The 22,329-nt window shown below is 67.0% G+C and carries 19 protein-coding genes; 9 read left to right on the top strand and 10 right to left on the bottom strand.

All coding sequences use genetic code 11. The annotated features are described in order from the left end of the window. Positions 1-224: 224 nt before the first annotated feature. The gene (locus tag ACX12F_RS28520) at positions 225-1,262 is read right to left on the bottom strand and encodes an LLM class F420-dependent oxidoreductase (RefSeq protein ID WP_459367575.1); all 1,038 of its coding nucleotides are present in this window, start codon (positions 1,260-1,262) and stop codon (positions 225-227) included. After that, a complete protein-coding gene (locus ACX12F_RS28515; protein WP_459367574.1) occupies positions 1,259-1,684 on the bottom strand; it encodes a nuclear transport factor 2 family protein in 426 nt (141 codons plus the stop codon). Before ACX12F_RS28515 ends, ACX12F_RS28520 begins: the two co-directional genes overlap by 4 nt. A 110-nt stretch (positions 1,685-1,794) precedes the next feature. Between ACX12F_RS28515 and ACX12F_RS28510 the strand changes: the two genes are divergently transcribed. The 4 genes from ACX12F_RS28510 to ACX12F_RS28495 are packed head-to-tail and all read left to right on the top strand — an operon-like array spanning position 1,795 to position 5,000. After that, positions 1,795-2,355: a PadR family transcriptional regulator gene (locus ACX12F_RS28510; protein ID WP_459367573.1), complete on the top strand. Its 561-nt coding sequence runs from the start codon at positions 1,795-1,797 to the stop codon at positions 2,353-2,355. An 8-nt stretch (positions 2,356-2,363) separates the two neighbouring features. After that, a complete protein-coding gene (locus tag ACX12F_RS28505; protein ID WP_459367572.1) occupies positions 2,364-3,122 on the top strand; it encodes a helix-turn-helix domain-containing protein in 759 nt (252 codons plus the stop codon). A 50-nt stretch (positions 3,123-3,172) separates the two neighbouring features. Further along, the gene (locus tag ACX12F_RS28500) at positions 3,173-3,748 is read left to right on the top strand and encodes a class I SAM-dependent methyltransferase (protein WP_459367571.1); all 576 of its coding nucleotides are present in this window, start codon (positions 3,173-3,175) and stop codon (positions 3,746-3,748) included. Positions 3,749-3,788: 40 nt separating this feature from the next. Continuing rightward, positions 3,789-5,000 carry a DUF7373 family lipoprotein gene (locus ACX12F_RS28495; protein WP_459367570.1) on the top strand — a complete coding sequence of 404 codons (1,212 nt, stop codon included), beginning with the start codon at positions 3,789-3,791 and terminating at the stop codon, positions 4,998-5,000. On the opposite strand, the gene ACX12F_RS28490 is transcribed toward ACX12F_RS28495, so the two are convergent. From ACX12F_RS28490 to ACX12F_RS28480, 3 genes are all read right to left on the bottom strand, one after another. Beyond that, positions 4,990-5,514, bottom strand: coding sequence for a hypothetical protein (locus ACX12F_RS28490; RefSeq protein ID WP_459367569.1), 525 nt, complete (start codon positions 5,512-5,514; stop codon positions 4,990-4,992). The two genes, ACX12F_RS28495 and ACX12F_RS28490, sit on opposite strands and share 11 nt — an antisense overlap. A gap of 65 nt (positions 5,515-5,579) precedes the next feature. Next, positions 5,580-7,169: an FAD-dependent monooxygenase gene (locus ACX12F_RS28485; RefSeq protein ID WP_459367568.1), complete on the bottom strand. Its 1,590-nt coding sequence runs from the start codon at positions 7,167-7,169 to the stop codon at positions 5,580-5,582. A gap of 80 nt (positions 7,170-7,249) precedes the next feature. Then, the gene (locus ACX12F_RS28480) at positions 7,250-7,861 is read right to left on the bottom strand and encodes a TetR/AcrR family transcriptional regulator (protein ID WP_459367567.1); all 612 of its coding nucleotides are present in this window, start codon (positions 7,859-7,861) and stop codon (positions 7,250-7,252) included. Between the two features lie 148 nt (positions 7,862-8,009). On the opposite strand from ACX12F_RS28480, the gene ACX12F_RS28475 reads away from it, so the two are divergent. Then, complete coding sequence (locus tag ACX12F_RS28475; protein WP_459367566.1) at positions 8,010-9,674, top strand: alpha-keto acid decarboxylase family protein; 1,665 nt, start codon at positions 8,010-8,012, stop codon at positions 9,672-9,674. Here ACX12F_RS28475 and ACX12F_RS28470 read toward each other — a convergent pair. Beyond that, positions 9,667-10,428, bottom strand: a complete 762-nt coding sequence (locus tag ACX12F_RS28470; RefSeq protein ID WP_459367565.1) for an alpha/beta hydrolase family protein — start codon at positions 10,426-10,428, stop codon at positions 9,667-9,669. The two genes, ACX12F_RS28475 and ACX12F_RS28470, sit on opposite strands and share 8 nt — an antisense overlap. 155 nt (positions 10,429-10,583) lie before the next feature. Here ACX12F_RS28470 and ACX12F_RS28465 point away from each other — a divergent pair, with 155 nt between their 5' ends. Next, positions 10,584-11,477: a mycobacterial-type methylenetetrahydrofolate reductase gene (locus tag ACX12F_RS28465; RefSeq protein ID WP_459367564.1), complete on the top strand. Its 894-nt coding sequence runs from the start codon at positions 10,584-10,586 to the stop codon at positions 11,475-11,477. A 214-nt stretch (positions 11,478-11,691) separates the two neighbouring features. Here the strand turns inward: ACX12F_RS28465 and ACX12F_RS28460 are convergent, their stop codons facing one another. Continuing rightward, positions 11,692-12,921 (bottom strand): acyl-CoA dehydrogenase family protein, encoded by a 1,230-nt coding sequence (locus ACX12F_RS28460; protein WP_459367563.1) that lies wholly within the window; start codon positions 12,919-12,921, stop codon positions 11,692-11,694. An 83-nt stretch (positions 12,922-13,004) separates the two neighbouring features. Here ACX12F_RS28460 and ACX12F_RS28455 point away from each other — a divergent pair, with 83 nt between their 5' ends. Next, positions 13,005-13,607 carry a TetR/AcrR family transcriptional regulator gene (locus ACX12F_RS28455; protein WP_459367562.1) on the top strand — a complete coding sequence of 201 codons (603 nt, stop codon included), beginning with the start codon at positions 13,005-13,007 and terminating at the stop codon, positions 13,605-13,607. 19 nt (positions 13,608-13,626) lie between these two features. Further along, the gene (hrpA, locus tag ACX12F_RS28450; RefSeq protein WP_459367561.1) at positions 13,627-17,547 is read left to right on the top strand and encodes an ATP-dependent RNA helicase HrpA; all 3,921 of its coding nucleotides are present in this window, start codon (positions 13,627-13,629) and stop codon (positions 17,545-17,547) included. 49 nt (positions 17,548-17,596) lie between these two features. Here hrpA and ACX12F_RS28445 read toward each other — a convergent pair whose 3' ends face one another. Both ACX12F_RS28445 and ACX12F_RS28440 read right to left on the bottom strand, forming a co-directional pair. After that, positions 17,597-18,697, bottom strand: a complete 1,101-nt coding sequence (locus ACX12F_RS28445; protein WP_459367560.1) for a DUF1214 domain-containing protein — start codon at positions 18,695-18,697, stop codon at positions 17,597-17,599. After that, entirely contained in the window at positions 18,694-19,269 is a 576-nt protein-coding gene (locus ACX12F_RS28440; RefSeq protein ID WP_459367559.1) for a TetR/AcrR family transcriptional regulator, read from the bottom strand. Before ACX12F_RS28440 ends, ACX12F_RS28445 begins: the two co-directional genes overlap by 4 nt. 108 nt (positions 19,270-19,377) lie before the next feature. Between ACX12F_RS28440 and ACX12F_RS28435 the strand changes: the two genes are divergently transcribed. Next, positions 19,378-20,541, top strand: a complete 1,164-nt coding sequence (locus tag ACX12F_RS28435; protein ID WP_459370545.1) for a sulfotransferase family protein — start codon at positions 19,378-19,380, stop codon at positions 20,539-20,541. Here ACX12F_RS28435 and ACX12F_RS28430 read toward each other — a convergent pair. Beyond that, positions 20,538-22,307, bottom strand: coding sequence for a CocE/NonD family hydrolase (locus tag ACX12F_RS28430; protein ID WP_459370544.1), 1,770 nt, complete (start codon positions 22,305-22,307; stop codon positions 20,538-20,540). The genes ACX12F_RS28435 and ACX12F_RS28430 overlap by 4 nt on opposite strands. Between the last annotated feature and the right edge of the window lie 22 nt (positions 22,308-22,329).

The raw sequence follows: 22,329 nt of genomic DNA, 5'->3' as shown, positions 1-22,329 counted from the left end.
CATGTCGGCAAACATCGTCACGCGGTAACCACGCACTTACGGGTGGGTTTGGCTCAACGCGTGCGGTCGGCTGTACCCACCTGATCAGCCGGCCGGAACTCTCTGCTCACCATGTCGCGCCCGGAGCTGTCAGCCGAGGCTGACAATGTCAGCGTGCGTTGACGGGTCCAGGCCGCACAGGTCGCAGGGGAGACGACACGCGGTCCAATGACGTCGCATCGGATCTACACCAGGTCGCGTAGTTCCTCGACGAGCTTGACGCGGTCGGCGGTCGTCGCGCCCATGGGCACCACGTTGAGTACGGTCACCCCGGCCTCGCGGAAGGCGGCCACCCGTTCCTTCACGAACTCCCGGCTACCGATCAGCGAAATGTCCCGAACCAGCTCGTCGGGAACGACTTTCGCCGCACCATCCTTGTCGCCGGCCAGGTACAGCTCCTGAATCCGGTCGGCTTCGGCGCCGTAGCCGTACTTGGTCGCCACGTTGTGATAGAAGTTCTTGCCCTTGGCACCCATGCCGCCGATGTAGAGCGCGATGTGGGGCTTGATGAATTCGCGCATGCCCTCGACGTTGTCGCCGATGGCGAGCGCCGGGCCGGCGTAGATGTCCATGGGCGGCAGCGAGGCGTCCCGCTTGGCGTACCCGGCCTCCAGGGCGTCGCCCCAGACGTCCTTGGCCCGCTCCGGCATATAGAAGATGGGCTGCCAGCCCTCGGCGATCTCCGCGGCCAATTCCACATTCTTCGGCCCGAGCGCGGCCAGCAACACCGGAATCCGTTCGCGTACAGGGTGATTGATGAGCTTGAGCGACTTGCCCAGCCCCGTGCCCTGGCCCTCGGGCAGCGGGATGGTGTAGTGCTTACCCTGGTATGCGAGTCGCTCACGGCGCCACACCTGGCGGCAGATTTCGACGACCTCGCGCGTACGCCCGATCGGGTTGTCATAGGGCACGCCGTGGAAGCCCTCGATCACCTGCGGGCCCGACGCGCCGAGGCCCAGGATGTACCGGCCTTCGGACACGTAGTCGAGGCCGGCGGCGGTCATAGCCGTCAGGGTCGGGGTGCGCGTGTAGAGCTGCAGGATGCCCGAGGCCAGTTCCACCCGCTCGGTGGCGGCGGCCAGATAGCCGAGTGCGCTGACGGCGTCGAAGGAGTACGCCTCCGGGACGAAAACGACGTCCAGGCCGGCCTTTTCGAGGTCGGCGACCTCGGCCACGACCTCCTTGAAGCCGCCGGCGTAGTTGATGCCCAGGCCGATCTTCATGCTGACTGTTCCTTTGCGGCGAGAGCTGCGAGGGCTTCGGCTGCCTCCGCTTGGATCTGGGGGAACTGGGCGCCCATCGCCTCGGAGAGCGCCATGGCGCCGGACAGCGGCCGGATCATCACCATGAAATCGTCGATCAGGCCCTCGTCGTTGACGTGGATGAAGTCGCACCCGTTGACCGTCTTGCCGGCCACGGTCGCCTCGAAAACCAATGCGTAGCTGTTGGTTTCGGGATCGTTGATCTCACGGATGTAGCGGAAGTCCTCGAAGACCCGCAGCACGCCGCGCAGGATCGCGGCGGTGATGGGCTTGCCGGGATAGGGCTTGAAGGCGACGGGGCTGGTGAACACCACGTCGTCGGCCAAACAGGCGGCCATGGCCTCGGCGTCGGCGGCCTCGACGGCCTTGCGGAATGCCTGCATCGCATACCTCGCATAGTCAATTTGTTGATTAGGTATCGGTGACGCTAGCCGGACAAGCTTGGCATGTCTATATGTGACTAATCACTTTGTTGACTACTACACTCTCCTGCATGGCTCTGCGCGACGCCGTCTTGGCGGCCCTGCTCGACAGCGAGGCCTCGGGATATGACCTGGCCAAGGGCTTTGACGCGTCCGTCGCCAACTTTTGGATGGCCACTCCGCAGCAGCTGTACCGGGAACTCGACCGCCTCGCGGCCGACGGTCTGATCGAGGCCCGCATCGTCGAACAGGAGCGCCGACCCAACAAGCGACTGTTCACCCTGACCGAAGCCGGGCGGGCCGCGGTGCACGCCTTCACCGAAGCGACGCCGAAGCCCTTGGCCATGCGTGACGACTTGCTGGTCCAGGTGTCCACCGTGGACAGCGGTAACGCCGCTGCGGTGTGCGCGGGCCTGCGAGACCGAATCCAGTGGTCGACCAATCAACTCGAACTCTATGAGCGCATTCGCAACCGGATCCTGGGCGGCCGCAGCGAGGTGGCGTTCCTGGCCGACGCGGATCGGATCGGCCCCTATCTGACGTTGATGCGCGGCATCTCATTCGAGCAGGAGAACCTGCGGTGGGCGCAAGAGGCGCTGGAGGCGATCGAGCGCCGGCAGTCCCGGCGCTAGCATGGGGTATGCCCGTCTGGGAGATAGGTCAGGCGCAGGCCATGGTGGTCGGCACCTTCGGCGACCTGGAGATTCATCGTCATCCCGCGGTGCAGGTCGGTGTCGGGATGACGGGTCCGCTGACGGTCCGAACGGACGGCGCTGCGCCCCGCAGCGGGCACGTCGTCGTCATCGCCAGCGGTGCCGGCCACGCCGTCCGGGCCGATCCAGACGATGTGATGCTGGCGCTCTATCTGGCGCCGCATACCTGGCCCGGGGTGGCGCTGCACGCCCTGAGCCAGAGCGAGTCTGATGACGGTATCTGGATGCCGGCCGGTGGTCACGTACTGGCGCGGGCGGTGGCGGACGCTTTCGCCGCGGACCCCGAAATGGCCGCCGCAGCACTGATCGATCGCCTCTGCGGTGACCCCGAGGAGCAACCGGTGCTGCACCCGCAACTCAGGCAGGCGATGGATCTGATCTACAGCGGCACAACCGATTCCGTGGATCTGACAGCAGTCGCGCGCGAGGTGGCGGTGTCTCCCGACTATCTCGGCCGCCTGTGCCGGCAGCAGACCGGGGTGTCCTTCTCAGCCGCCACTCGCTGGGTCCGGCTGCTCTCCGGGCTGAAGCATCTCGCCGACGGTGAGCACGTCACCGATGCTGCGCACCTGGCCGGATTCGCCGACGGCTCGCATGCCAACCGGGTGTGCCGCGAGATGACTGGAGCCCCGCCGTCGGAGATCGCCCGAGCGTTGCGGAATTCGACGGATCCGTCCAAGTCGTGACGCCGCGAGCGACTCCATACTCGAGGGACACCACGAGGAGGAGGCCGCAAATGCCGGTGATGTCCAGAGTCGAGCGCGCCTTCTGCTGCGGCGCCATGTGGCGAACCACCACCCGCGCCGTGCTCGACATGCTGCCCACCGATCGGCTGGGGGATCAGCTTCTCGAAATCGGTTCCGGCAGTGGCGCAATCGCTGAGGGGCTGTCGAACGCGCGTCCCGGGCTGGCGATCACCGCGACCGACCTGGACCCGGTGATGGTCGACGCCGCTGCGCGGCGGTTGAAGGAGCGCCCGCAGGTCACGGTGCAGAGTGCCGACGCGACCCGCCTGCCGTTCGACGACGACACGTTCGATTCGGTGGTCAGTTGCCTGATGCTGCACCACGTCATCGAGTGGGAAGCCGCGGTCGCCGAGATCGCCCGGGTGCTGAGGCCCGGTGGCGTGTTCGTCGGCTATGACCTGACCAGGACACCGGTTGCCACGGCGGTCCACCGGTTGGACCGGTCGCCGTTCCGCCTGGTGAATCCCGATGAGCTGGCTGCCGAGGGGCGGCGCAACGGGCTCCGTATCGATACCGGTACCACGACGTTTGGTCACCTGATGCGGTTCAGTGCCACGCGCACGTGACGGTGGGTAGGTTGGTCTGCAGTCGGCAGGGGAGGAACGCATGCGGGGTCTGGTCAACTGCGGAGCGGTGGTGGCGGTGGCGGTGCTGGCCGCGGGCTGCGGCGGCGGCTCAACGCAGTCCGGCCCGGCGACGTCGTCGGCGAAGCCGGCGACCTCCACGGCACCCCCTCCGCCGGCGATCGTCGCTCCGGCGCAGTTGAAACCGGGCGCCTACCCGACCAAGGCGCATGAGCCCTACGGCGCTGCGGGTACCCCAGCAATCGGCGCGAGAGTCGAGTCGCAGCAGTTGGCCGGTTACGTGGTGGGACCGTGGGCGGTCGACAGCACGCTCACCGATCCTTATCTGTCAACGTATTTCGTGATCGACGAGCCCGGCGGGTTGGCCCAGTTCGGACCCGAAAGCATCGCGACCGCCGCCGGCAGGCACAACTTCATCGATGGGTTCGCGTCGGCTCGGGAGTCTGCGACCAAGGCCGTCCTGATCAATGGCGTGCTGCGTTTCGCCTCGCCGGCCGATGCCGGCGCCGCCGCCGGTGAGATGAATGCGGCGGCCCTCCAGCTCAAGATTCGCGGTGCGGAACCGAAAACCGTTGCAATTCCTGACCATCCGGATGCGCTGGCGTCGACGTACGATATGGATTCCCGCGGTGCGAAGTTGACCACCGTGCGGTCGTTCACCACGCACGGTCCCTATGTCCTGATCCAGCTGGCCCAATCGACAGCAGGTCCTGATCCCGCCATCGCGTTGGTGGCCAAGACCATAGGCGCGCAGATCGGTGCGATCGATCCGTTCAAACCGGCTGCCGACCTGGCGTCGGTGCCGGTCGATCCGACGGGACTCCTGGCGTTGACGTTGCTGACCGATTCGCCACGAAACTCCCAGAACGCCGTCTACTCCGGTACCGGGGCCTTGCACTTCCAGAGCAACCCGATCTCCTCGGCCAGAGTGTTCCAGGACAACGGTGTGACGGGTTTCGCGCGTGGGAAGACCAGCGTGTATCAGGCGAAGGACCCGGCATCAGCGGTCAACGTGGCGAACGCCTTCGGTAAAGAGGTTTCGGTCGACGGCACCGAGACCGCCGATCCGGTGCCCGGGCTGACACTCAGCCGGTGCATCTTGTTGGCCAACCCCAAGCAGTTCTATTGTGTCGCGCCCGCCGGCAACTACGCCATCGAGGCTCGCGGTGCCGAACTGAAGGACGCCCACGAACAGGTTGCCGCCCAGTACATCCTGTTGACGGCTAGGCCCTAGCCGACCCGTCCAGCGATCGGCCGGTGGCCGACTGCAGCAGGCAGATGACGGTGCTGGGCAGTGGGGTGTGTCCCGTGCGGTCCATGTTCGAGTCGATCAGATAGGTGGACGTGTACCGGCTGCTCTGACCGGTGTACTGCGCGAGGCCTGCCGCGCACCGCTGGTCGGCGACACCGGCAACGGCGTCGTTGACCGCAACATTGGCGCGGAGGAAGACCTCGGCGATATGAGGTGCGGCGCAGTCCACCAGCGTCACCTCGACGACGCTCGGGTCGGTGGGCGGGGGCGTGTTCAGGCAGTCGCCGACCTGCAGGTCGACCCACTTGGCCTGCCGTGCATTCGGTTTGATCGGCACGATGGGCACCGGCGACGGTGGCGGGGCCACGGTGGTGGTCTCCGCAGGCGCTGCGGTGGGTGTGCTCGACGCCGGTGTCGCTGACGTGTTCGAACTACAGGCCGCCAGCAGCGACGCTGCCGCGACCTGCCACACCAGCCGACGTGGGCGAACGGTCATGGTGCTCATGATAAAGCTTCGGGGTGGCAATCACCTTGATGTTCAACGTGATTGCCGCCCCGGGATCAGCTGCCGCCGGCAAGATCACCCTGTCCGCCGGCCAGGACGGTCTGCAACACCCGGGACAGTTCGGCCGCCGGGTCAGGCGGCAGGGCCTCGGCACGCCATGCGATGAAGGCGTCCGGCCTGACGAGCAGCGCACCCGAGGGTTGCAGGCCGGTCGCGGCGAGCCACGCAGCCCGGTCGTCAGCTGAAATAGCTTGTACGACAACAGTGTCCGGGGCGGCCTTGGCCCACGTGCCGCTGCTGTCCGTGGTCAACAGCGTGAATCCGGTGCCGACGAGATCCAGCGTGGAGACGCGTCCGCACTGCAGCCAGACGTGCGGAACCCGGGTGCCCGCCTGCCCGCGCAACTCGGTGACGAGGGCCGGGGATGCGCCGGCCGGGGCGGTGTCGGAGACGACGGCCGCGGACTGGTACTGGTAGCCCACCAGCAGGGCGAACATCGGTTGCTCTTCGTCGGTTTCCAGGCGGGGATAGGAGCCGATGTCGAGAAGATCGAGGATCGGTCCGGTCAAGGATTGCCGGCTGCTGAAGGCCCCGACGGGATGGCGCTCGTCGTGATAGGTGGCGAGCAGTTCGGGACCGGCCTGGCCGTGTAGTACCGCAGCCAGTTTCCAAGCCAGGTTGTCGGCGCTCTGGACCGCGACGTTGGCCCCACCGGCCCGGAAGGGCGGCATCGCGTGGGCAGCGTCGCCGACGAAGAACGTGCGCCCGCACGCGAACGAGTCGGCAACCCGTTGGTACGGCTGCCAGGGTGTGATGTCGATGATCTCGATGTCGATCGGCTCTCCGACCGCCGCCAGAATCAGGTCCCGGCAGCGTTGTTCGGTGAACTCGGCGGCCGACTGCCCGCGGTGTGGGAAGTAGGTGGTGATGAAGACGCACAGGTCGCCGTCCGCGGGCACGAAGATGCCGTCCACGTGAGCGTTTTTCACTTGGACGCTGGCGCCGTCACCGAGGTGTGGGACGAATCGTTGCCACGGGCCCCGGAAGTAGACGAACACCACGTAGATGGGCAGAGCATCGCGGCCGGAGGTACTGATGCCGAGGACGTCGCGAAGGTGGCTGTGCACACCGTCAGCGGCGACGAGGTAGTCACTGCGAATCGAGGTCGTCGCCCCGGAGTCGATGTCGCGCACCACCGAACTGACGCCGGTTGCGTCTTGGTCGACTGCTGCCAACTCGGTTCCGTACCGCACCTCGCCCCGATGATTCCTGATGTGGCGCACAAGGATTGGTTCCAGCCGACTCTGTGGGCAGTACTGGATGACAGGTTCGGGGCTCAGTCCGTCCAGCCCTGCGAAGATGGCGGCGATATCGATGGCAGGCAGCTCCTCGGCGCTGTTCAGCGCCGGTTTGACCACCATGTCGGGCGTAGCGGCGCCGACGGCGTGCACCTCATCGGCCAAGCCGAGCCCACGCAACACCTCCAAGGTGCGAAAACTCAGGTTCCGCGCTTTCGGATAGCGGAAGACTTCCCGCCGTTTCTCGATGACCAGGGATTCGACGCCGTGTTTGGCCAGCAGCGCGGCGGTGGCCAGTCCAGCCGCCCCGGCGCCGACGATCAGTGCGGGCGTGTGTTGGGTTGCCATCCGACCTCCCCACGTTGAATGGAACTAGTCAGTTCCATTCAACAGTGACACGACGGGCCATTGTGCGCAAGCCCCGATTGTCAGGCCGGCGAAGCGGTGGCCAGGGGCAACACCACGTCGTCCAACGCGCGGCGCACGTAGATGCGGTCGATGGGACGCCCGGAGATCATTCGCAGAATGTTGAGGCCGAGGACCGCATCAGGCAGCAGCGTCAGGTCCCTGGCGGCTGAGATCTCGCCGCGGGCCACTGCGCGGTCCAGGACCGATCGCAGTACCTGGCGCGGCACGCTGAGCACCAGATCGTCGAGAGCCGCCGACAGGGCAGGGTCGTGCATCGCCGCCGTCGCCACGCCGACCACCACGCGAAACATGTTGATTTCCTCGACGTTGTAGTCCGGAACTGCTGCCACCAGCGCGTCCAGGTCGCCGCGCAACGTGCCGGTATCGGGAGCCGGTGCCGGGCCGAGCGAGCGGCGCCAGTGTGCGATGGCCTGCGCGACCACCTCGCCCTTCGACGACCAGCGCCGGTAGATCGCCGCCTTGCCGACTCCGGCGCGGGCCGCGACATCATCCATCGTCATCCGGTCGTAGCCCAATTCGGTGACGACTGCCAGTGTCGCGTCGAGGATGGTGCCCTTGAGCGCCGGATTCCAGCGCCCGGCGGCACGCTTGGGCGTTCGACTGGCCGGCATGGGTGCTCCTCACATGTGTGGAACCAGCTGGTTCCGCAACTGTAGAGCGCCTCGACCGCTGTGTCAGTGATCTCTCAAGGCCCTGTCGGGCCGACATCGGCGGCCATCGCCGATACCATCGCCATACCAGCGACCCCAGGAGGCCGGCATGCCCGAATACACCGTCGGTGACTACCTGCTGGACCGGCTGGCTGAACTCGGTGTCACCGAGATTTTCGGTGTACCAGGTGATTTCAACCTGGAGTTGCTCGACCATGTGATCGCGCACCGGGATGTCCGGTGGGTCGGCAGTGCCAACGAACTCAATGCCGGCTACGCCGCAGACGGCTACGGCCGGCTGCGGGGCATGGCGGCGCTCATCACCACGTTCGGCGTCGGTGAGCTGTCGGCGGCCAACGCGATCGCAGGCAGCTACGCCGAGCACGTCCCGGTGGTACACGTCGTCGGCACCCCGTCCATCGATGTCCAAGGCTCCCGCCGGGTGATCCACCACTCGCTCGGTGACGGCGACTTCGACCACTTCCTCCGCATCGCCCGCGAAATCACCTGCGCGCAAGCCAAACTCCTGCCGGCCACCGCTACCCGGGAGATCGACCGGGTGCTGTCCGAGGTGCACGAGCGCAAGTTGCCCGGGTACCTGATGCTGGCCACGGACGTCGCCCGGTTCCCGGTCGAACCTCCGACCGGGCCACTGCCGCGATACACCAGCGGCACCAGCCCGCGAGCCCTGTCGCTGTTCACCGCGGCTGCTGCCCGCCTCATCGGCGACCACCAACTGACCGTGCTGGCCGACCTGCTGGTGCACCGGCTCGAAGCCGTCCCGCAACTCGAGGCGCTGCTGGCGGCCGACGTCGTCCCACACGCCACCCTCATGTGGGGCAAGAGCCTGGTCGACGAGTCCGCACCGGAATTCCTCGGGATCTACGCGGGCACCTCCAGCCAGGAGTCGGTCCGCCGGGCCATCGAAGACGCGCCGGTGCTGGTCACCGCCGGCGTGCAATTCACCGACATGGTCAGCGCCTCGTTCACGCAGCAGATCGATCCCGCCCGGACCATCGACATCGGGCCCAACCAGAGCACCGTCGCCGGCGAAGTCTTTGCGCCACTAGACATGTCGGCGGCACTCGAGGCGATCACCGGCATCCTGCAGTCGCGGCCCACCCGGTCACCGGCGGTGTCCCCGCCCATGCCCGACGCGCCTGATCCCGAGCTCGTGCCGGACCAGTTGCTCACCCAGAAAGCGTTGTGGGACAGGGTCTGCGGCGCGCTCACCCCGGGCAACGTCGTCTTGGCCGAGCAGGGCACGTCGTACTACGGCATGGCCCGGCACCGGCTGCCCAGCGGAGTGGCGTTCATCGGTCAGCCGCTGTGGGCGTCCATCGGCTACACGCTGCCGGCCGCGCTCGGTGCGGGATTGGCGGCGCGAGACCGTCGTCCCGTGTTGCTGATCGGCGACGGTGCCGCGCAGTTGACCATCCAGGAACTCGGCCAGTTCGGCCGCGAGGGGGTGCCCGCGGTGGTGATCCTCGTGAACAACGACGGCTACACCGTCGAACGGGCGATCCACGGTCCCACCGCGCCCTACAACGACATCGTGAGCTGGCGCTGGCGCGATATCCCGGCGGCGTTCGGCGTACGAAACCCGTTGTCCCATCGGGTGACAACCTGCGGCGAGCTGGACGCCGCGTTGGCCGATGCCGCAGCGCATCCCGACGATCTCGTCTTCATCGAAGCCGTGGTGACCGCAGAGGATGTGCCGCCGCTGCTGGAGGAATTGGCCGCGGCGATCGCCAAAGCGAACGAAACTACTTAGGGCCCACGTAGGCGTCGGCCCAGGCACCGATGATGCGCCCCGCCCGCTTGGCCTGCCCGGGCCCGGTGAGCAGGTGTTCGGTGCCCTCCAACGACACGAAGCTGCGCGGGTGGCGGGCGGTCCGGAAGATCTCGCTCGCATTCTCGATGCCCACCGTGTTGTCGGTGGGTGAGTGCATGATGAGCAGCGGCAGGTGTAGTTCCTTGATCTTGGCGTGCAGCTTGGCCGCGCGGACGTCCTCCACGAAGTCGCGCTTGAGGGTCAGCTCGCGCCCGCCGACCATCCACTGCGCGCTGCCGTTCGCCAGCACGCAGTCGAGGATGTCGTCGTACTGCTTTTCCACATGCGACGGATCGATGGGGGCTCCGACGGTGACGACCGCCCGGACGCCGGGCGCCTGCCGTGCCCCCGCCAGGACCGAGGCCCCGCCGAACGAGTGGCCCACCAACAACGCCGACGGCGTGCCGCGCTCGGTCATGAACTTGCACGCCTCGATGACGTCATTGGTCTTGTGAGTGAAGGAGCCGTCGCCCCAGTGGCCCTCGGAGTCGCCCAGGCCGATGGCGTCGAAGCGGAGCATCCCGATGCCGTCGGCTGCCAGCTGCTTGCAGATGCGCGCCGCGGCGGGGGAGTCCTTGCCGAGGGTGAAGCCGTGCGAGAACACGCCCCAACCGCGCGGGGTGCCTTCAGGGAGGTCGATGATGCCGGCGAGCATGGGGCCGGTAGAACTCTGGAACTTGACGCGTTCAGCCACGCGAAGGGTTTACCACGTGTAGCAAGCCGGACGTGGCCGATTCTTTGCTGGTGGCCATCGGTAAGGTGGAGGTTTCACGGGAAACACGACCTACGGGTCGTAGCGGTCAGTGACGCCTGCGCCCCGTATGTAGCCCTGAGATCCGGAGCAGAGTCGTGACCCTGAACACCATCGCCTTCGAACTGGTTCCGCCCAATATTGAGCGTGGCCCTCAGTTTGCGGTCGACGAGGCGCACAAGGTGCTGCTCACCGCTGCGGCCGTCGGCCTCGAGGGCCGCATCCGGCACGTCATGATCCCCGGGATGATCGAGGAGGACGGCGACCGTCCCATCGAGATGAAGCCGAAGATGGATGTCCTGGACTTCTGGCAGTTGATGAAGCCCGAGCTGCCGGGCATGCGCGGACTGTGCACCCAGGTGACGTCGTTCCTCGACGCGAACGCCCTGTCGAAGCGGCTCAAGGTTCTGCAGGACGCAGAATTCGACGGCATCGCTTTCGTCGGGGTCCCGCGCACCATGAGCGATGGCGAGGGCGCCGGCGTGGCCCCGACCGACGCGTTGACGATCTACCGCGACCAGGTCCCCAACCGCGGCGTCATCCTGATCCCGACCCGTGACGGCGAGCACGGGCGCTTCAACTTCAAGTGCGACAAGGGCGCCACCTACGGCATGACCCAGCTGCTCTACTCCGATGCGATCGTGGGCTTCCTGAAGGAGTTCGCCGCGACCACCGAGCATCGCCCCGAGATCCTGCTGTCGTTCGGCTTCGTGCCGAAGATGGAGTCGAAGGTCGGCCTGATCAATTGGCTGATCCAGGACGCCGGGAATCCGTTGGTCGCTGCCGAGCAGGAGTTCGTGACGCGGCTGGCCGGCGAGGAGCCGGCGGCCAAGCGTGCGCTGATGCTCGACCTGTACAAGCGCGTCGTCGACGGCGTCGGTGAACTCGGCTTTCCACTGAGCATCCACCTGGAAGCCGCGTACGGGGTGTCCAAGCCGGCGTTCGAGACCTTTGCCGAGATGCTGGCTTACTGGGCGCCGGATCAGGGCTAGCCTCCTGCGCCGAAACCGCGTTCCGGCAGGTCTCGTCTCGAACTTTCCCTGCTGGAACGCCATTTCGGCGGGATTCACCGCGTTCCGCCCGTACCTCCGAACAATCGGCCGGCATCGGCGGCTGTCAGTCCGCCAGGCATGGTGGGCACGCGGACTTCTGCGTGTCGTGCAGGGCCTCGAATGCCGCCTCGCCCGCGCGGCGCTGGAGTGACCGCTACCCCGTGATGTCGCGGCCGATCAGGTGGCGGGCGATGACCCACTGCAGGACCTCGTTTGCGCCCTCGAAAATCTCCAGGATTTTGGCGTCGCGGTAGATCTCCTCGAGCCGGTAGCTCTCGCCGGTCGCCGATACGCGCCGGGCGAACCCATAGCCGCCATGGATTTGAAGGGCGTCGCGGGCGAGATCGTTGGCCAGGCGGGTGGCGTAGGACTTCGCCATCGACGCTTCCGGCTCGCCAGACCGATCGCCGCGGTCGAGGCGGACGGCCGCCTTCTGGTACATCGAGCGGGCGGCTTCGAGCTCGGTGGCCCGCTCGGCCAACTTGTACTGCCAGTACTGCATCTCGCCGAGCTTGCGGCCGAACAGTTCTCGGCTCCGAAGTCGGGCGACCGCCAGGTCGAGGGCGATCTGCGCGACACCGACACCGGCCGCCGCGATGCCGAGGCGTCCCGCGGCCAATGACGCCAATGCAGTGGCCAGGCCCCGGCCGGGCTCGCCGAGCGCGTGGTCTGCCGGTACCGCAACGTTGTCGAAAACGATGTCGGCGGTGATCTGGCCGCGGTGGCCCATCTTCAAGTCCGGTTCACCCACGTGGACACCGGCGCTGTGCATGTCGACCAGCAGCATGGTCGCGTTGCCGGTGTCACCGTCGCGGCACAGGACGCAAACCCAATCGGCCACAGTCGAATTGGTGATCCAGCGTTTGCGTCCGTTGACGCTGAATCCAGTTGGCGTTCGAGTGGCGACGGTTTTCAGCGCAGTCGGTGTCAGATCGCTCGATGCGTCGGGTTCGGTTGTCGCGAAGGCGAAGACGGCGTCGCCGCTGATGAGGCCAGGCAGCACCTGTTCGCGGATGTGGGGCTGGGCGAATGAGAGCGCACGGGCATTGAGGATGCACTGACCGTCGTACACGCCGGCCAAACTTGAGCTCTCGTAGGCGATCTCCTCGGTGACGATGCACGTCGCCAGCATCGGGTGCTGCAGGCCCGCGCCGAACGGCTGCTCGAACGGCACCGCGAAACAACCGGCGCCGGCAAGGCCCTTGAACGCGCTCCAGGGGAACGAATCGACGGACTCCTCACGCTGCGCGATCTCGCGCGCCACCGGCGCCAGGTGCGTCGCAACGGCGTCGCGCGCCATCGCGCGGACGTGCTGCACGTCGTCGGGCAGGAAGACGTCGTGCCACATGCGATCGGCGGACCTGGTTATGGATTCGGTGTCCATGCGCATCCTCCTGCGAGTTGTTGCGGCAGAGCGTAGGCAAATCCGGCTAAACTAGTCAACCCTGACTAGTTTATGATGCGATGATGACGCAACCACGACGTGCGCAACGCCGCGGCATCGCGGTGCAGGAGCGCATCCTGGACGCCGCCGTCCGTGCGCTGGTCGAGCACGGCTACGCTGGCACCTCTACGTTGCGCATCCAGGAGATGGCCGAGGTCAGCCGGGGCAGCCTGTTGCACCAATTCCCTTCGCGGGACGCGCTACTCGTGGCAGCCGTCCAGCACCTTGCCGAAGCGCGATTCAACGAAATGAGTACGCGGACGGCGTGGCCCGACGATCCGCACGAGCGCATTCGCGCGGCCGTGACGTCGATGTGGTCGACCTACCAGCAGGACTACTTCTGGGCGGCGACGGAGTTGTGGCTGGCCGCACGGCACAACCCCGAACTTCGGGCCAGCCTCGAGCAGCAGGAACGCGTCCTCTACAAGCAGGTGCGCACGGTGACCGACGCCATGTTCGGCGCGCCGCTCAACCAACATCCGGACTACGCCCGCGTGCGGGAAACGCTCAACACCAGCATGCGTGGCGTCGCACTGACCTACGCGTTCGATCGTCGGAATGCGGCGCGGGACCCGCATCTCCAGGACTGGGTCACCCTCGCAGCCAAGGTGCTGGTGGGCGAGTAGACCGCCTATCCTGGGACCAGTGTCCGACCAACAGCAGCGCGAACTGCGTGATCGTCTGGATGGTCTGACCATCCGAGACGCCGCGCGGCTGGGCCGTCGGCTGAAGAACCTCCGCGGCGACAACCCGGAGAAGATCGCCGAACAGATCGCGGCGGCCGAAGGTGTCATCGCGAGCCGTCTCGCGGCCGTGCCCACCATCATCTATCCCGATCTGCCGGTGACCGACCGCCGCGCCGAGATCGCCCAGGCCATCACGGACAACCAAGTGGTGATCGTCGCCGGCGAGACCGGGTCCGGGAAGACGACGCAGCTGCCCAAGATCTGCCTGGAACTCGGCCGCGGTATCCGTGGCACCATCGGCCACACCCAGCCACGGCGCCTGGCGGCGCGGACGGTGGCCCAGCGCATCGCCGACGAAACGGGCACCGCGCTGGGCGGTGCCATCGGCTACACCGTGCGGTTCACCGACCAAGCCAGCGACTCGACCCTGGTCAAACTGATGACCGACGGCATTCTGCTCGCCGAGATTCAGCGGGACCGCCGGCTGCTCCGGTACGACACCCTGATCCTCGACGAGGCGCACGAACGCAGCCTCAACATCGATTTCCTGCTCGGATACCTGCGCGAGCTACTGCCGCGGCGCCCAGACCTGAAGGTCATCGTGACGTCGGCGACCATCGAGCCGGAGCGGTTCGCGAAGCACTTCGGCCGAGTCGAGCATGGGCGCAGTTTTGACGCTCCGATCGTCGAGGTGTCGGGCCGCACCTATCCGGTTGAAATCCGGTACCGGCCTTTGGAAGTCCCCGTCGTGGCGGACGACGCGGACGATCCCGACGACCCGGACCACGAAATCGTGCGCACCGAGACGCGAGACCAGACCGAGGCGATCGTCGACGCGGTGCGCGAACTGGAATCCGAACCGGCCGGCGACGTGCTGGTGTTCCTGTCCGGCGAACGCGAAATCCGCGACACCGCAGAGGCATTGCGTGACGCGCTTTCCGGCGACACGTTCCCGACGGAGATCCTGCCGCTGTACGCCCGGCTGCCCACCGCCGACCAACAGAAGGTCTTCAACGCCAAACCTGGCGGCCCACGCCGGATTGTGCTGGCAACCAACGTCGCCGAGACATCCCTGACCGTGCCCGGCATCCGTTACGTGGTCGACCCGGGCACCGCGCGCATCTCGCGGTACAGCCGGCGCACCAAGGTGCAGCGGCTACCGATCGAACCGATCTCGCAGGCGTCGGCGGCGCAGCGGTCCGGCCGGTCGGGCCGTACCGCGCCCGGTGTGTGTATCAGGTTGTACTCGGAAGAGGACTTCGCGGCGCGGCCGCGCTACACCGATCCGGAAATCCTGCGCACCAACCTCGGCGCCGTCATCCTGCAGATGGCGGCTCTGGGACTCGGCGACATCGAGGCGTTCCCGTTCCTGGACCCGCCCGAGGCGCGCAGCATCCGAGACGGCATCCAATTGCTCCAGGAATTGGGCGCTTTCGATGCCAAGGGCGCCATCACCGACGTCGGACGTCGGTTGGCCCGGCTGCCGTTGGACCCGCGCGTAGGCCGGATGATCCTGCAGGCCGACACCGAAGGCTGCGTGCGCGAGGTCCTGATCCTGGCTGCCGCGCTGTCGATCCCCGATCCGCGGGAGCGGCCGTCGGACCGGGAAGAGGCGGCCCGGCAGAAGCACGCGCGATTCGCCGACGAGCATTCGGACTTCGTGTCCTACCTGAACCTGTGGAACTACCTGCGTGAGCAGCGGAACCAGTTGTCCGGCAGTGCCTTCCGCCGGATGTGCCGCGACGAGTTCCTGCACTATCTCCGGATTCGGGAATGGCAGGACCTGGTTGGCCAATTGCGCAGCATCGCCGCGGATCTCGGCATCCGGGAGTCGGGCGACGACGCCGATGCGCTGCGTGTCCACACCGCACTGGCCGCGGGTCTGCTGTCGCACATCGGCTTGCGCGAGGGCGAGACGCGTGATTACCAGGGCGCCCGGAACTCGAGGTTCGTGCTGGCGCCGGGTTCGGTCCTGACCAAGAAGCCGCCGCGGTGGATCGTCGTCGCCGATCTGGTGGAGACCAGCCGGTTGTTCGGCCGCATCGCCGCCCGCATCGAACCCGAGACCGTCGAGCGGGTCGCCGGAGATCTGTTGCAGCGCACCTTCAGTGAGCCGCACTGGGATGCCCGCCGCGGCGCCGTCATGGCGTTCGAACGGGTGACGCTCTATGGCCTGCCGCTGGTGCCACGCCGCCGGGTCGGGTACGCACAGGTTGACCCCGTGGTCGCGCGTGAGCTGTTCATCCGGCACGCATTGGTCGAGGGCGACTGGCAGACCCGGCACCACTTCTTCCGGGACAACACCCGACTGCGGGCCGAACTGGAAGAGCTGGAAGAGCGCGCGCGGCGCCGTGACCTGCTCGCCGGTGACGACGAGGTCTACGCCTTCTACGACCAGCGGGTACCCGAAAGTGCGGTGTCGGCACGGCATTTCGACGCCTGGTGGAAAAAGCAGCGGCACATGACGCCGGACCTGCTGACCATGACGCGCGACGACCTGCTGCGCACGGACACCGACACTGATCAGCCCGATACTTGGCAGACCGGTGACCTGTCCCTGCCGTTGAGCTACCGGTTCGAGCCCGGCGCCGCCGATGACGGTGTGACGGTGCATGTTCCGGTCGAGGTGCTGGCCAGGCTCGGTGGCGACGGATTCGCGTGGCAGGTACCCGCGCTGCGCGAGGAGTTGCTCACTGCGCTGATCAAGTCCCTGCCCAAGGATCTGCGGCGTAATTTCGTGCCCGCACCCGATACGGCGCGGGCGGTGCTGCCGGATCTCAATCCCGGAGACGGGTCGCTGCTGCAGGAACTGCAGCGTGAACTACGCAGGCGCAGCGGCATTCTCGTGCCGATCGATGCCTTCGACCTGAGCAAGGTTCCGGACCACCTGCGGGTCACCTTTGCGATCGAGAAAGACGGGGCCGAGGTGGCGCGCGGCAAGGACCTGGGCGCGCTGCACGATCGCCTGGCCGGCTCCGTACGCCAGGCGGTCGCCGGAGCGGTCGCGGGTGATCTGCAGCGCACCGCCCTGTCGGCCTGGCCCGATGACCTCGCCGAGCTGCCCCGCACCGTGGAGAGCTCGTCCGGTGGTCACACCGTGCGCGGATTCCCGGCGTTCGTGGATACCGGTGCAGCGGTGGATATCCGGGTGTTCCCGACAGTGGCGGAGCAGGCCGCGGCCATGGGGCCGGGCCTGCGGCGATTGCTGCGGCTCGCTGCGCCGTCACCGGTCAAGGCTGCCGAGCGCGGGCTCAATCCCCGGGCGCGCCTCGCGCTGTCGACCAATCCGGACGGCAGCCTGGCGGCGCTGCTCGAAGACTGCGCCGACGCCGCGGTGCGGGTGCTGGCGCCCAAGCCTGTGTGGACCGCTGCTGAATTCGGGTCATTGCGGGACGCCGTCGCGGCCAAGCTGGTACCGACGACACTCGACGTGGTCGGCCGCGTCGAGCGCGTGCTGACCGCGGCACATGCGGCACAGGTTGCGTTGCCCGACAAGCCTTCTGCGCTCCAGGCCGATGCGGTCGCGGACATTCGCACGCAGCTGGGCCGCCTGCTGCCTGTCGGGTTCGTCGCGATGACGGGGGTGACCCACCTGGCCGACCTGACCCGATACCTGACCGCGGTCGGCCGACGTTTGGAGCGACTGCCCCAAGCACCTGCCGCCGACCGTGAACGGATGGACCGCGTCCACGCGGTCCAAGACGCGTACGACGAACTGCGGCAGGCGCTTTCACCGCTGCGCTGCCAAGGTGAAGACGTCCGGGACATCGCCCGGCAGATCGAGGAGCTGCGCGTCAGCCTCTGGGCCCAGCAGCTGGGTACCCCGCGGCCGGTCAGCGAGCAACGAATCTACCGGGCCATCGACGCCATCATCCCGTGATTTGTGCACGAAAAAGTACTGTGAGCGTACCTTTTCGTGCGCAAGTCGCTCAGGACGCAGTGGTGGGGGCGTCGGCGATCTTCACCAGCTGGACTTCGGGACGGTCCGGTACCTGATCCGTCAGGAACCAGCGGAACGCCAGGTTGCCCTGCGGATAGTCCAGGGTGGTAAGCGAATTCGGGTGCGCGGTGGTACCCCGAGACAGCACGACGGTGACGGTGCCGTCCGAGTTGGGCACCGCACTGTAGCCGTTGAGTGAGCTGCGGGCGTCGCTGGCGCCCGGCGTGGCCATGAACTGGTTCCACACCACCAGGTTCCAGAAGCGACAGGCCGGCGGACGGTGCGTGATGACCAGAGCTTCGTCGTCGGCCAGGACGAAGCTGCCATAGGAATAGCATGCGTCGCGTGCCGACCAGCCGAAGTTGGCGTCCGGCACCTGGTAGGGCGCGGCGAATTCGTTGGCCAGATGGGCGGTTTCATGTCCGAGGCTGGCCTCATCGACCGCCCGGGTGCCGACCGGCATCGGCATGATGGCGAATAGTGTGCGGATCCAGGTGGCGCTGGACCGTAGCGCGGCAGCGGTCGCGGCGTCACTGTGCCGGAACGGTTCCGGTGGGTCGAGCGCCTCGATGTGCCAGGTGACGGGACGTCCCGTTGTCGGATCGGCCTGGTAGTCGCGGGTCAGGAAGACGGCCGCCTCGGGCAGGGGGCCGAGCTCGAAGGAGAAGTTGCCGTCGGCATCGAATTCGATGTCGGTATCCCGGATTATCGCCACGACGCGGTTGGACCAGGCTCCGGGGGAGGGCTCGTTGTACGCGGTCAGCGAGAGATAGACACTGTCGCCCTTGTTGCCGAAGATCCGGTATTTGCGCTCCGGGTCGACCGGACACATGTGGTAGTACGCGTCGGTGTTGTCGCCGCCCCAGCGGCGGTCGTGCCGCGTCGGGGTGTTGACCGCGACGAACTGTGGCCGTCCCGGCTCGGGGAACAGGTAGCAGTCCAGGGCCACGCCGAGTCCGGTCGCGAGCATCCGGTAACCGTCCGCGATCTGCCGGTCGTCGGTGACCGCGCGGGGACCCTCCAGGAAGGACTTGTCGAGGTCTCGGAGAGTGTCGAGGAGCTCCCGCCATGCTGCACCGGATTCGGTCATGCGCCAATACCTTTCAGAATCATCGTGGTGTTGCGGTCGATCCAGTCGTTATCGGGGGTGTCGCTGCGGGTGAGGGCGGCGAGCAAGGCGATGCCGGTGATGGTCTCGGTGAGGTCGGCGGCGGTGACGCCGGAACGGAGCTCGCCGCGTGCGGCAGCGGCATCGAGGCGGGCGTGTAACCCGGGGCCCAGTGCGTCGGCGAAGCGTTCGAGGAGGGCACTGTGCAGGGTGGCGTCAGCGGTCATCTCGCCGAGCAGTCCCGGCAGCGCGGCGCGGGCCGCCGGGGTGCTGAGGACCGCGATGGTGCCGCGGACCATCGCCCGGACGTCACCGGCCAGTGATCCGGTGTCCGGCAGGTTCGTGGCGATGCCGGCCGGGAACACGGCCTCGTGAACCAGATGAGCCTTGCTGGGCCAGCGCCGGTAGATCGCCGGCTTGCTGGTGCCGGCCTGCTGGGCGATGGCGTCCACCGACAGTGCGGCATAACCGACCTCGCCGAGCAGTTCGGCGGTGGCGGCCAGGGCCGCACTGTCGATGCGCGAATCACGGGGGCGTCCAAGTTCTTTCACCATTACGAAACTCATAGTAACATAACTAGTGTGACTGACACCACAGATGTCGTGCGGCTCGACGACCTGGCCGCTCCCACCTTCACGGCCGAGGCGCAGCAGCTCCGCGACATGATGGCGATGATGGCGGCGGACTGTCCCCTCGACGCGGACGCGCTGCACGCCAGGGCAAGCGCCGACACGGGTCTCGATGACTTCGGTGCCGACGACTACCGGGAACGCCTGGACGTGCTGCTGGGCGCGCTCCGGCAGATCGAGGGTTTCAACGGCCCCGGCGTCGTCAACTTCTACGGCCAGCTGCTGCAGCTGTTGAAGAACCGGCTGCTGCTCACTGATTTGTTGAAGCGGCATCCCGGGATTCACGACATCGAATTGCTGCCCCCCGTCGTGATTGTCGGGTTGCCGCGCACCGGGACAACTCACCTGCACAATCTGCTGGCTGCCGCCGGGACCTTCCGGACGCTGCCATATTGGGAGGCGGTGGAGCCGTTCCCCCTGCTATCCGAGGCCGGCGTCGAGCCGGACCCCCGCCGGACCCGGATGGATGTCGCGGTCAACGTCATGAACATCGTCATCCCGCATTTCCCTCTGATGCACGAGATGACCACCGACCATGTGCACGAGGAAATCCAGTTGCTGGCCAACGACTTCTCCACGATGTACTTCGAGACGTTGGCGGACGTCCCGGCGTGGCGTGACTACTACGAGTCGCATGATCAGACGCCGCATTACCGGCACATGGTGACCCAGCTCAAAGCCTTGCAATTCCTGCGCGGCGGCCGGCGCTGGTTGCTCAAGTCGCCACAGCATCTCGAACAGCTACCGGTGCTGAACGCCGAATTGCCCGGCGTGGTCGGTGTTTTCACGCACCGCGATCCGGTTCCGGTGGTGCTTTCGATGATCGCGATGATCACCTACTCGGCGCGCATGCACCGCAGCCCGGTTCCGGTCGAGCACATCGCGGCCTACTGGGTGCAGCGGCTGGAGCACATGCTTGCCGGACTGGTCCGTGATCGCGAGACCATCGGCCGGGATCGGTCCATCGACATCCGCTTCGACGACTTCATGGCCGACGATCTCGGCGCGGCGGAGAGCGTATTCGCCCTTGCGGAGGAACCGCTTTCGGAGACTGAGCGCAGTGCGATGGCGAACTATCTGGCCGGCCACCAGCGCGGCCGGCTGGGCCGGGTGGAGACGTCGTGCGCGATGTTCGGACTCGACCCGCACGACCTGAAAGCCCGCTTTGCGCCCTACACGCGGCGGTTCTTGAGCTAGGGCTGCTCCATGGTCGCCGGGTCGGCCAACGGCACCACCAGATGTGACGCGTGCACGCCCCCTTGGGAAAGCCGGTAGATTCCGCCTGCCAGCGCCGTCCGCTGCGGGCGCGTGGGCACGAGATGAGGGAAGTCGTAGGTTGTCAGCGTCAGCCGCAACCGGTGGCCCGGCGCGAGAAGTGCCGCCGTGGGGAAAACCTCGATGTCGTAGCGGGTCAGCTCGCCGGGCACGACGGGCTCGGCCGCCGATTTGGTGCTGAGGTGCTGCGGCCGGAGCGCGGTGCCGTCGGGCAACAGCCAGCTGGCCTCGGGGTCGAGCGCCCGGTGCGAACCGAGTAGCGCCCCCTGCGTCAGCGGACGGCTGATGCCCTCCGGGGAGAGGTCGTCGAGGTGTGCGACCCATAGGGTTTCACTGCGGTCGGCGGTGGCGAAGATGGTCAGCCCGACGGGCCCGGCCAGCAACTGCGCGGTGTCGAACGCCTCGCTGGTGTAGGTCAGCGCGTCGCGCTGCAGCCGGGTGTTGTTCTGGTCGTACCGGACACTGCGGCCCGTCTGCGAGGCCATGAAACTGCCCATGCCGAGGCTCCACTGCTCCAGGCTGCGCCCGGAAACCGGTCCGCGAGACAGGTATTGCAGCGTGGCGGTCGACTCCTCCGCGGACGGCGTGGCATGCAGGCCGCCACCCAGGCCGAGATAGAGCCGGGTCGGCATGGCTTCGGGGAACGGATAGGCATTGGTGCGGAACCACTTTGAACTCCCGATGGCCTGGAAGCGCACGGGCTGACCGGTAACGGAAGCGGTCTCATCGTCTTTGAGCCAACGGTTGAACCAGCGCAATTGCAGAGCCTGCAGATGCTGCCCGTCGAGATCCGAGACGTGGTACCAGGGGCCGGCCATCAGCTGGAACTTGTCGGAGACGGGCTGGTCGGCCGTCATGGCAGCGCCGGCGGGACGGCCGGCGAAGGTGTTCTGCAGCGCGGCGTAGTTCAGTGGCGCACCTCGCTGGAACGCGTCATGCCATCCGGCCACCAGAAACACCGCGATGCCGTTCTCGACGATCTTCGGCAGCACGTCGGCCGGGCGCATGGTGTCCCAGAACGCGCCGTCGAACGCGGTGTCACCGCCGGCCATCGCGTCTTTGATCAGGCCCTTGAAGTAGCTGCGCTGATCACGGCCGCGTTGTCGCACGGCGGAAATGCCGCCGGCTCTTGGCCTTTCATGGTCGCCCCGATGGGCGAACTCCAGCGCCGGGTTGACCACGTTCAGCAGCGAGTACGTGGCTCCATAGGCGCGCACCGTGCGCATATGCGGCACGCCGCCCATGGTGACGACGTCGCGATAGAAGTCGTTGGCTGCCATCGCCGGGAAGATCGCCTTCAGCGGTGAGCCAGGGCCCACCGCAGCCGCCGTCATGAGTTGGTTGATGGCCAGGTAGGAGATTCCGAACATGCCGACGCGGCCATTCGAATTGGGCAGGGAAGCAGCCCAATTCACCAGGTCGACGCCGTCCTGAACTTGCTCGGACCCCAGCATCGCGAAGGAACCGCCCGACACGCCTGTGCCCCGCACGTCGGCCATTACCTCGATGTAGCCACGACGGATCAGATACGGCGTTGCGCCGCCGCCGATCTGGGCGGCCGGTGGGGGCGCCTTCTTGCCGTAGGGCGTCATCGACAGTAGCACCGGGAAGGGCCCGGTGGCGGGCTCGCCGGTCGCGAGGTCGGTCGGGTAATGGATATCGACCCGCAGCGAGATGCCGTCGCTCATCGGTACGGCCACGTTGTGGTGG

Source organism: Mycolicibacterium sp. HS_4_1, from assembly GCF_054515875.1.
The sequence above is the reverse complement of the archived record's forward strand: the minus strand, read 5'-3'. Positions and strand labels throughout refer to the sequence as shown.

Excerpts from the sequence above, each read along its gene's own strand:
- ACX12F_RS28510 (WP_459367573.1), top strand. The coding sequence starts at position 1,795 with ATGGCTCTGCGCGACGCCGTCTTGGCGGCCCTGCTCGACAGCGAGGCC.
- ACX12F_RS28435 (WP_459370545.1), top strand. The coding sequence starts at position 19,378 with ATGATGGCGATGATGGCGGCGGACTGTCCCCTCGACGCGGACGCGCTG.
- ACX12F_RS28500 (WP_459367571.1), top strand. The coding sequence starts at position 3,173 with ATGCCGGTGATGTCCAGAGTCGAGCGCGCCTTCTGCTGCGGCGCCATG.
- ACX12F_RS28455 (WP_459367562.1), top strand. The coding sequence starts at position 13,005 with ATGACGCAACCACGACGTGCGCAACGCCGCGGCATCGCGGTGCAGGAG.
- ACX12F_RS28440 (WP_459367559.1), bottom strand. The coding sequence starts at position 19,269 with ATGGTGAAAGAACTTGGACGCCCCCGTGATTCGCGCATCGACAGTGCG.
- ACX12F_RS28460 (WP_459367563.1), bottom strand. The coding sequence starts at position 12,921 with ATGGACACCGAATCCATAACCAGGTCCGCCGATCGCATGTGGCACGAC.
- ACX12F_RS28505 (WP_459367572.1), top strand. The coding sequence starts at position 2,364 with ATGCCCGTCTGGGAGATAGGTCAGGCGCAGGCCATGGTGGTCGGCACC.
- ACX12F_RS28445 (WP_459367560.1), bottom strand. The coding sequence starts at position 18,697 with ATGACCGAATCCGGTGCAGCATGGCGGGAGCTCCTCGACACTCTCCGA.
- ACX12F_RS28495 (WP_459367570.1), top strand. The coding sequence starts at position 3,789 with ATGCGGGGTCTGGTCAACTGCGGAGCGGTGGTGGCGGTGGCGGTGCTG.
- ACX12F_RS28515 (WP_459367574.1), bottom strand. The coding sequence starts at position 1,684 with ATGCAGGCATTCCGCAAGGCCGTCGAGGCCGCCGACGCCGAGGCCATG.
- ACX12F_RS28480 (WP_459367567.1), bottom strand. The coding sequence starts at position 7,861 with ATGCCGGCCAGTCGAACGCCCAAGCGTGCCGCCGGGCGCTGGAATCCG.
- ACX12F_RS28430 (WP_459370544.1), bottom strand. The coding sequence starts at position 22,307 with ATGAGCGACGGCATCTCGCTGCGGGTCGATATCCATTACCCGACCGAC.
- ACX12F_RS28485 (WP_459367568.1), bottom strand. The coding sequence starts at position 7,169 with ATGGCAACCCAACACACGCCCGCACTGATCGTCGGCGCCGGGGCGGCT.
- ACX12F_RS28475 (WP_459367566.1), top strand. The coding sequence starts at position 8,010 with ATGCCCGAATACACCGTCGGTGACTACCTGCTGGACCGGCTGGCTGAA.
- ACX12F_RS28490 (WP_459367569.1), bottom strand. The coding sequence starts at position 5,514 with ATGACCGTTCGCCCACGTCGGCTGGTGTGGCAGGTCGCGGCAGCGTCG.
- ACX12F_RS28520 (WP_459367575.1), bottom strand. The coding sequence starts at position 1,262 with ATGAAGATCGGCCTGGGCATCAACTACGCCGGCGGCTTCAAGGAGGTC.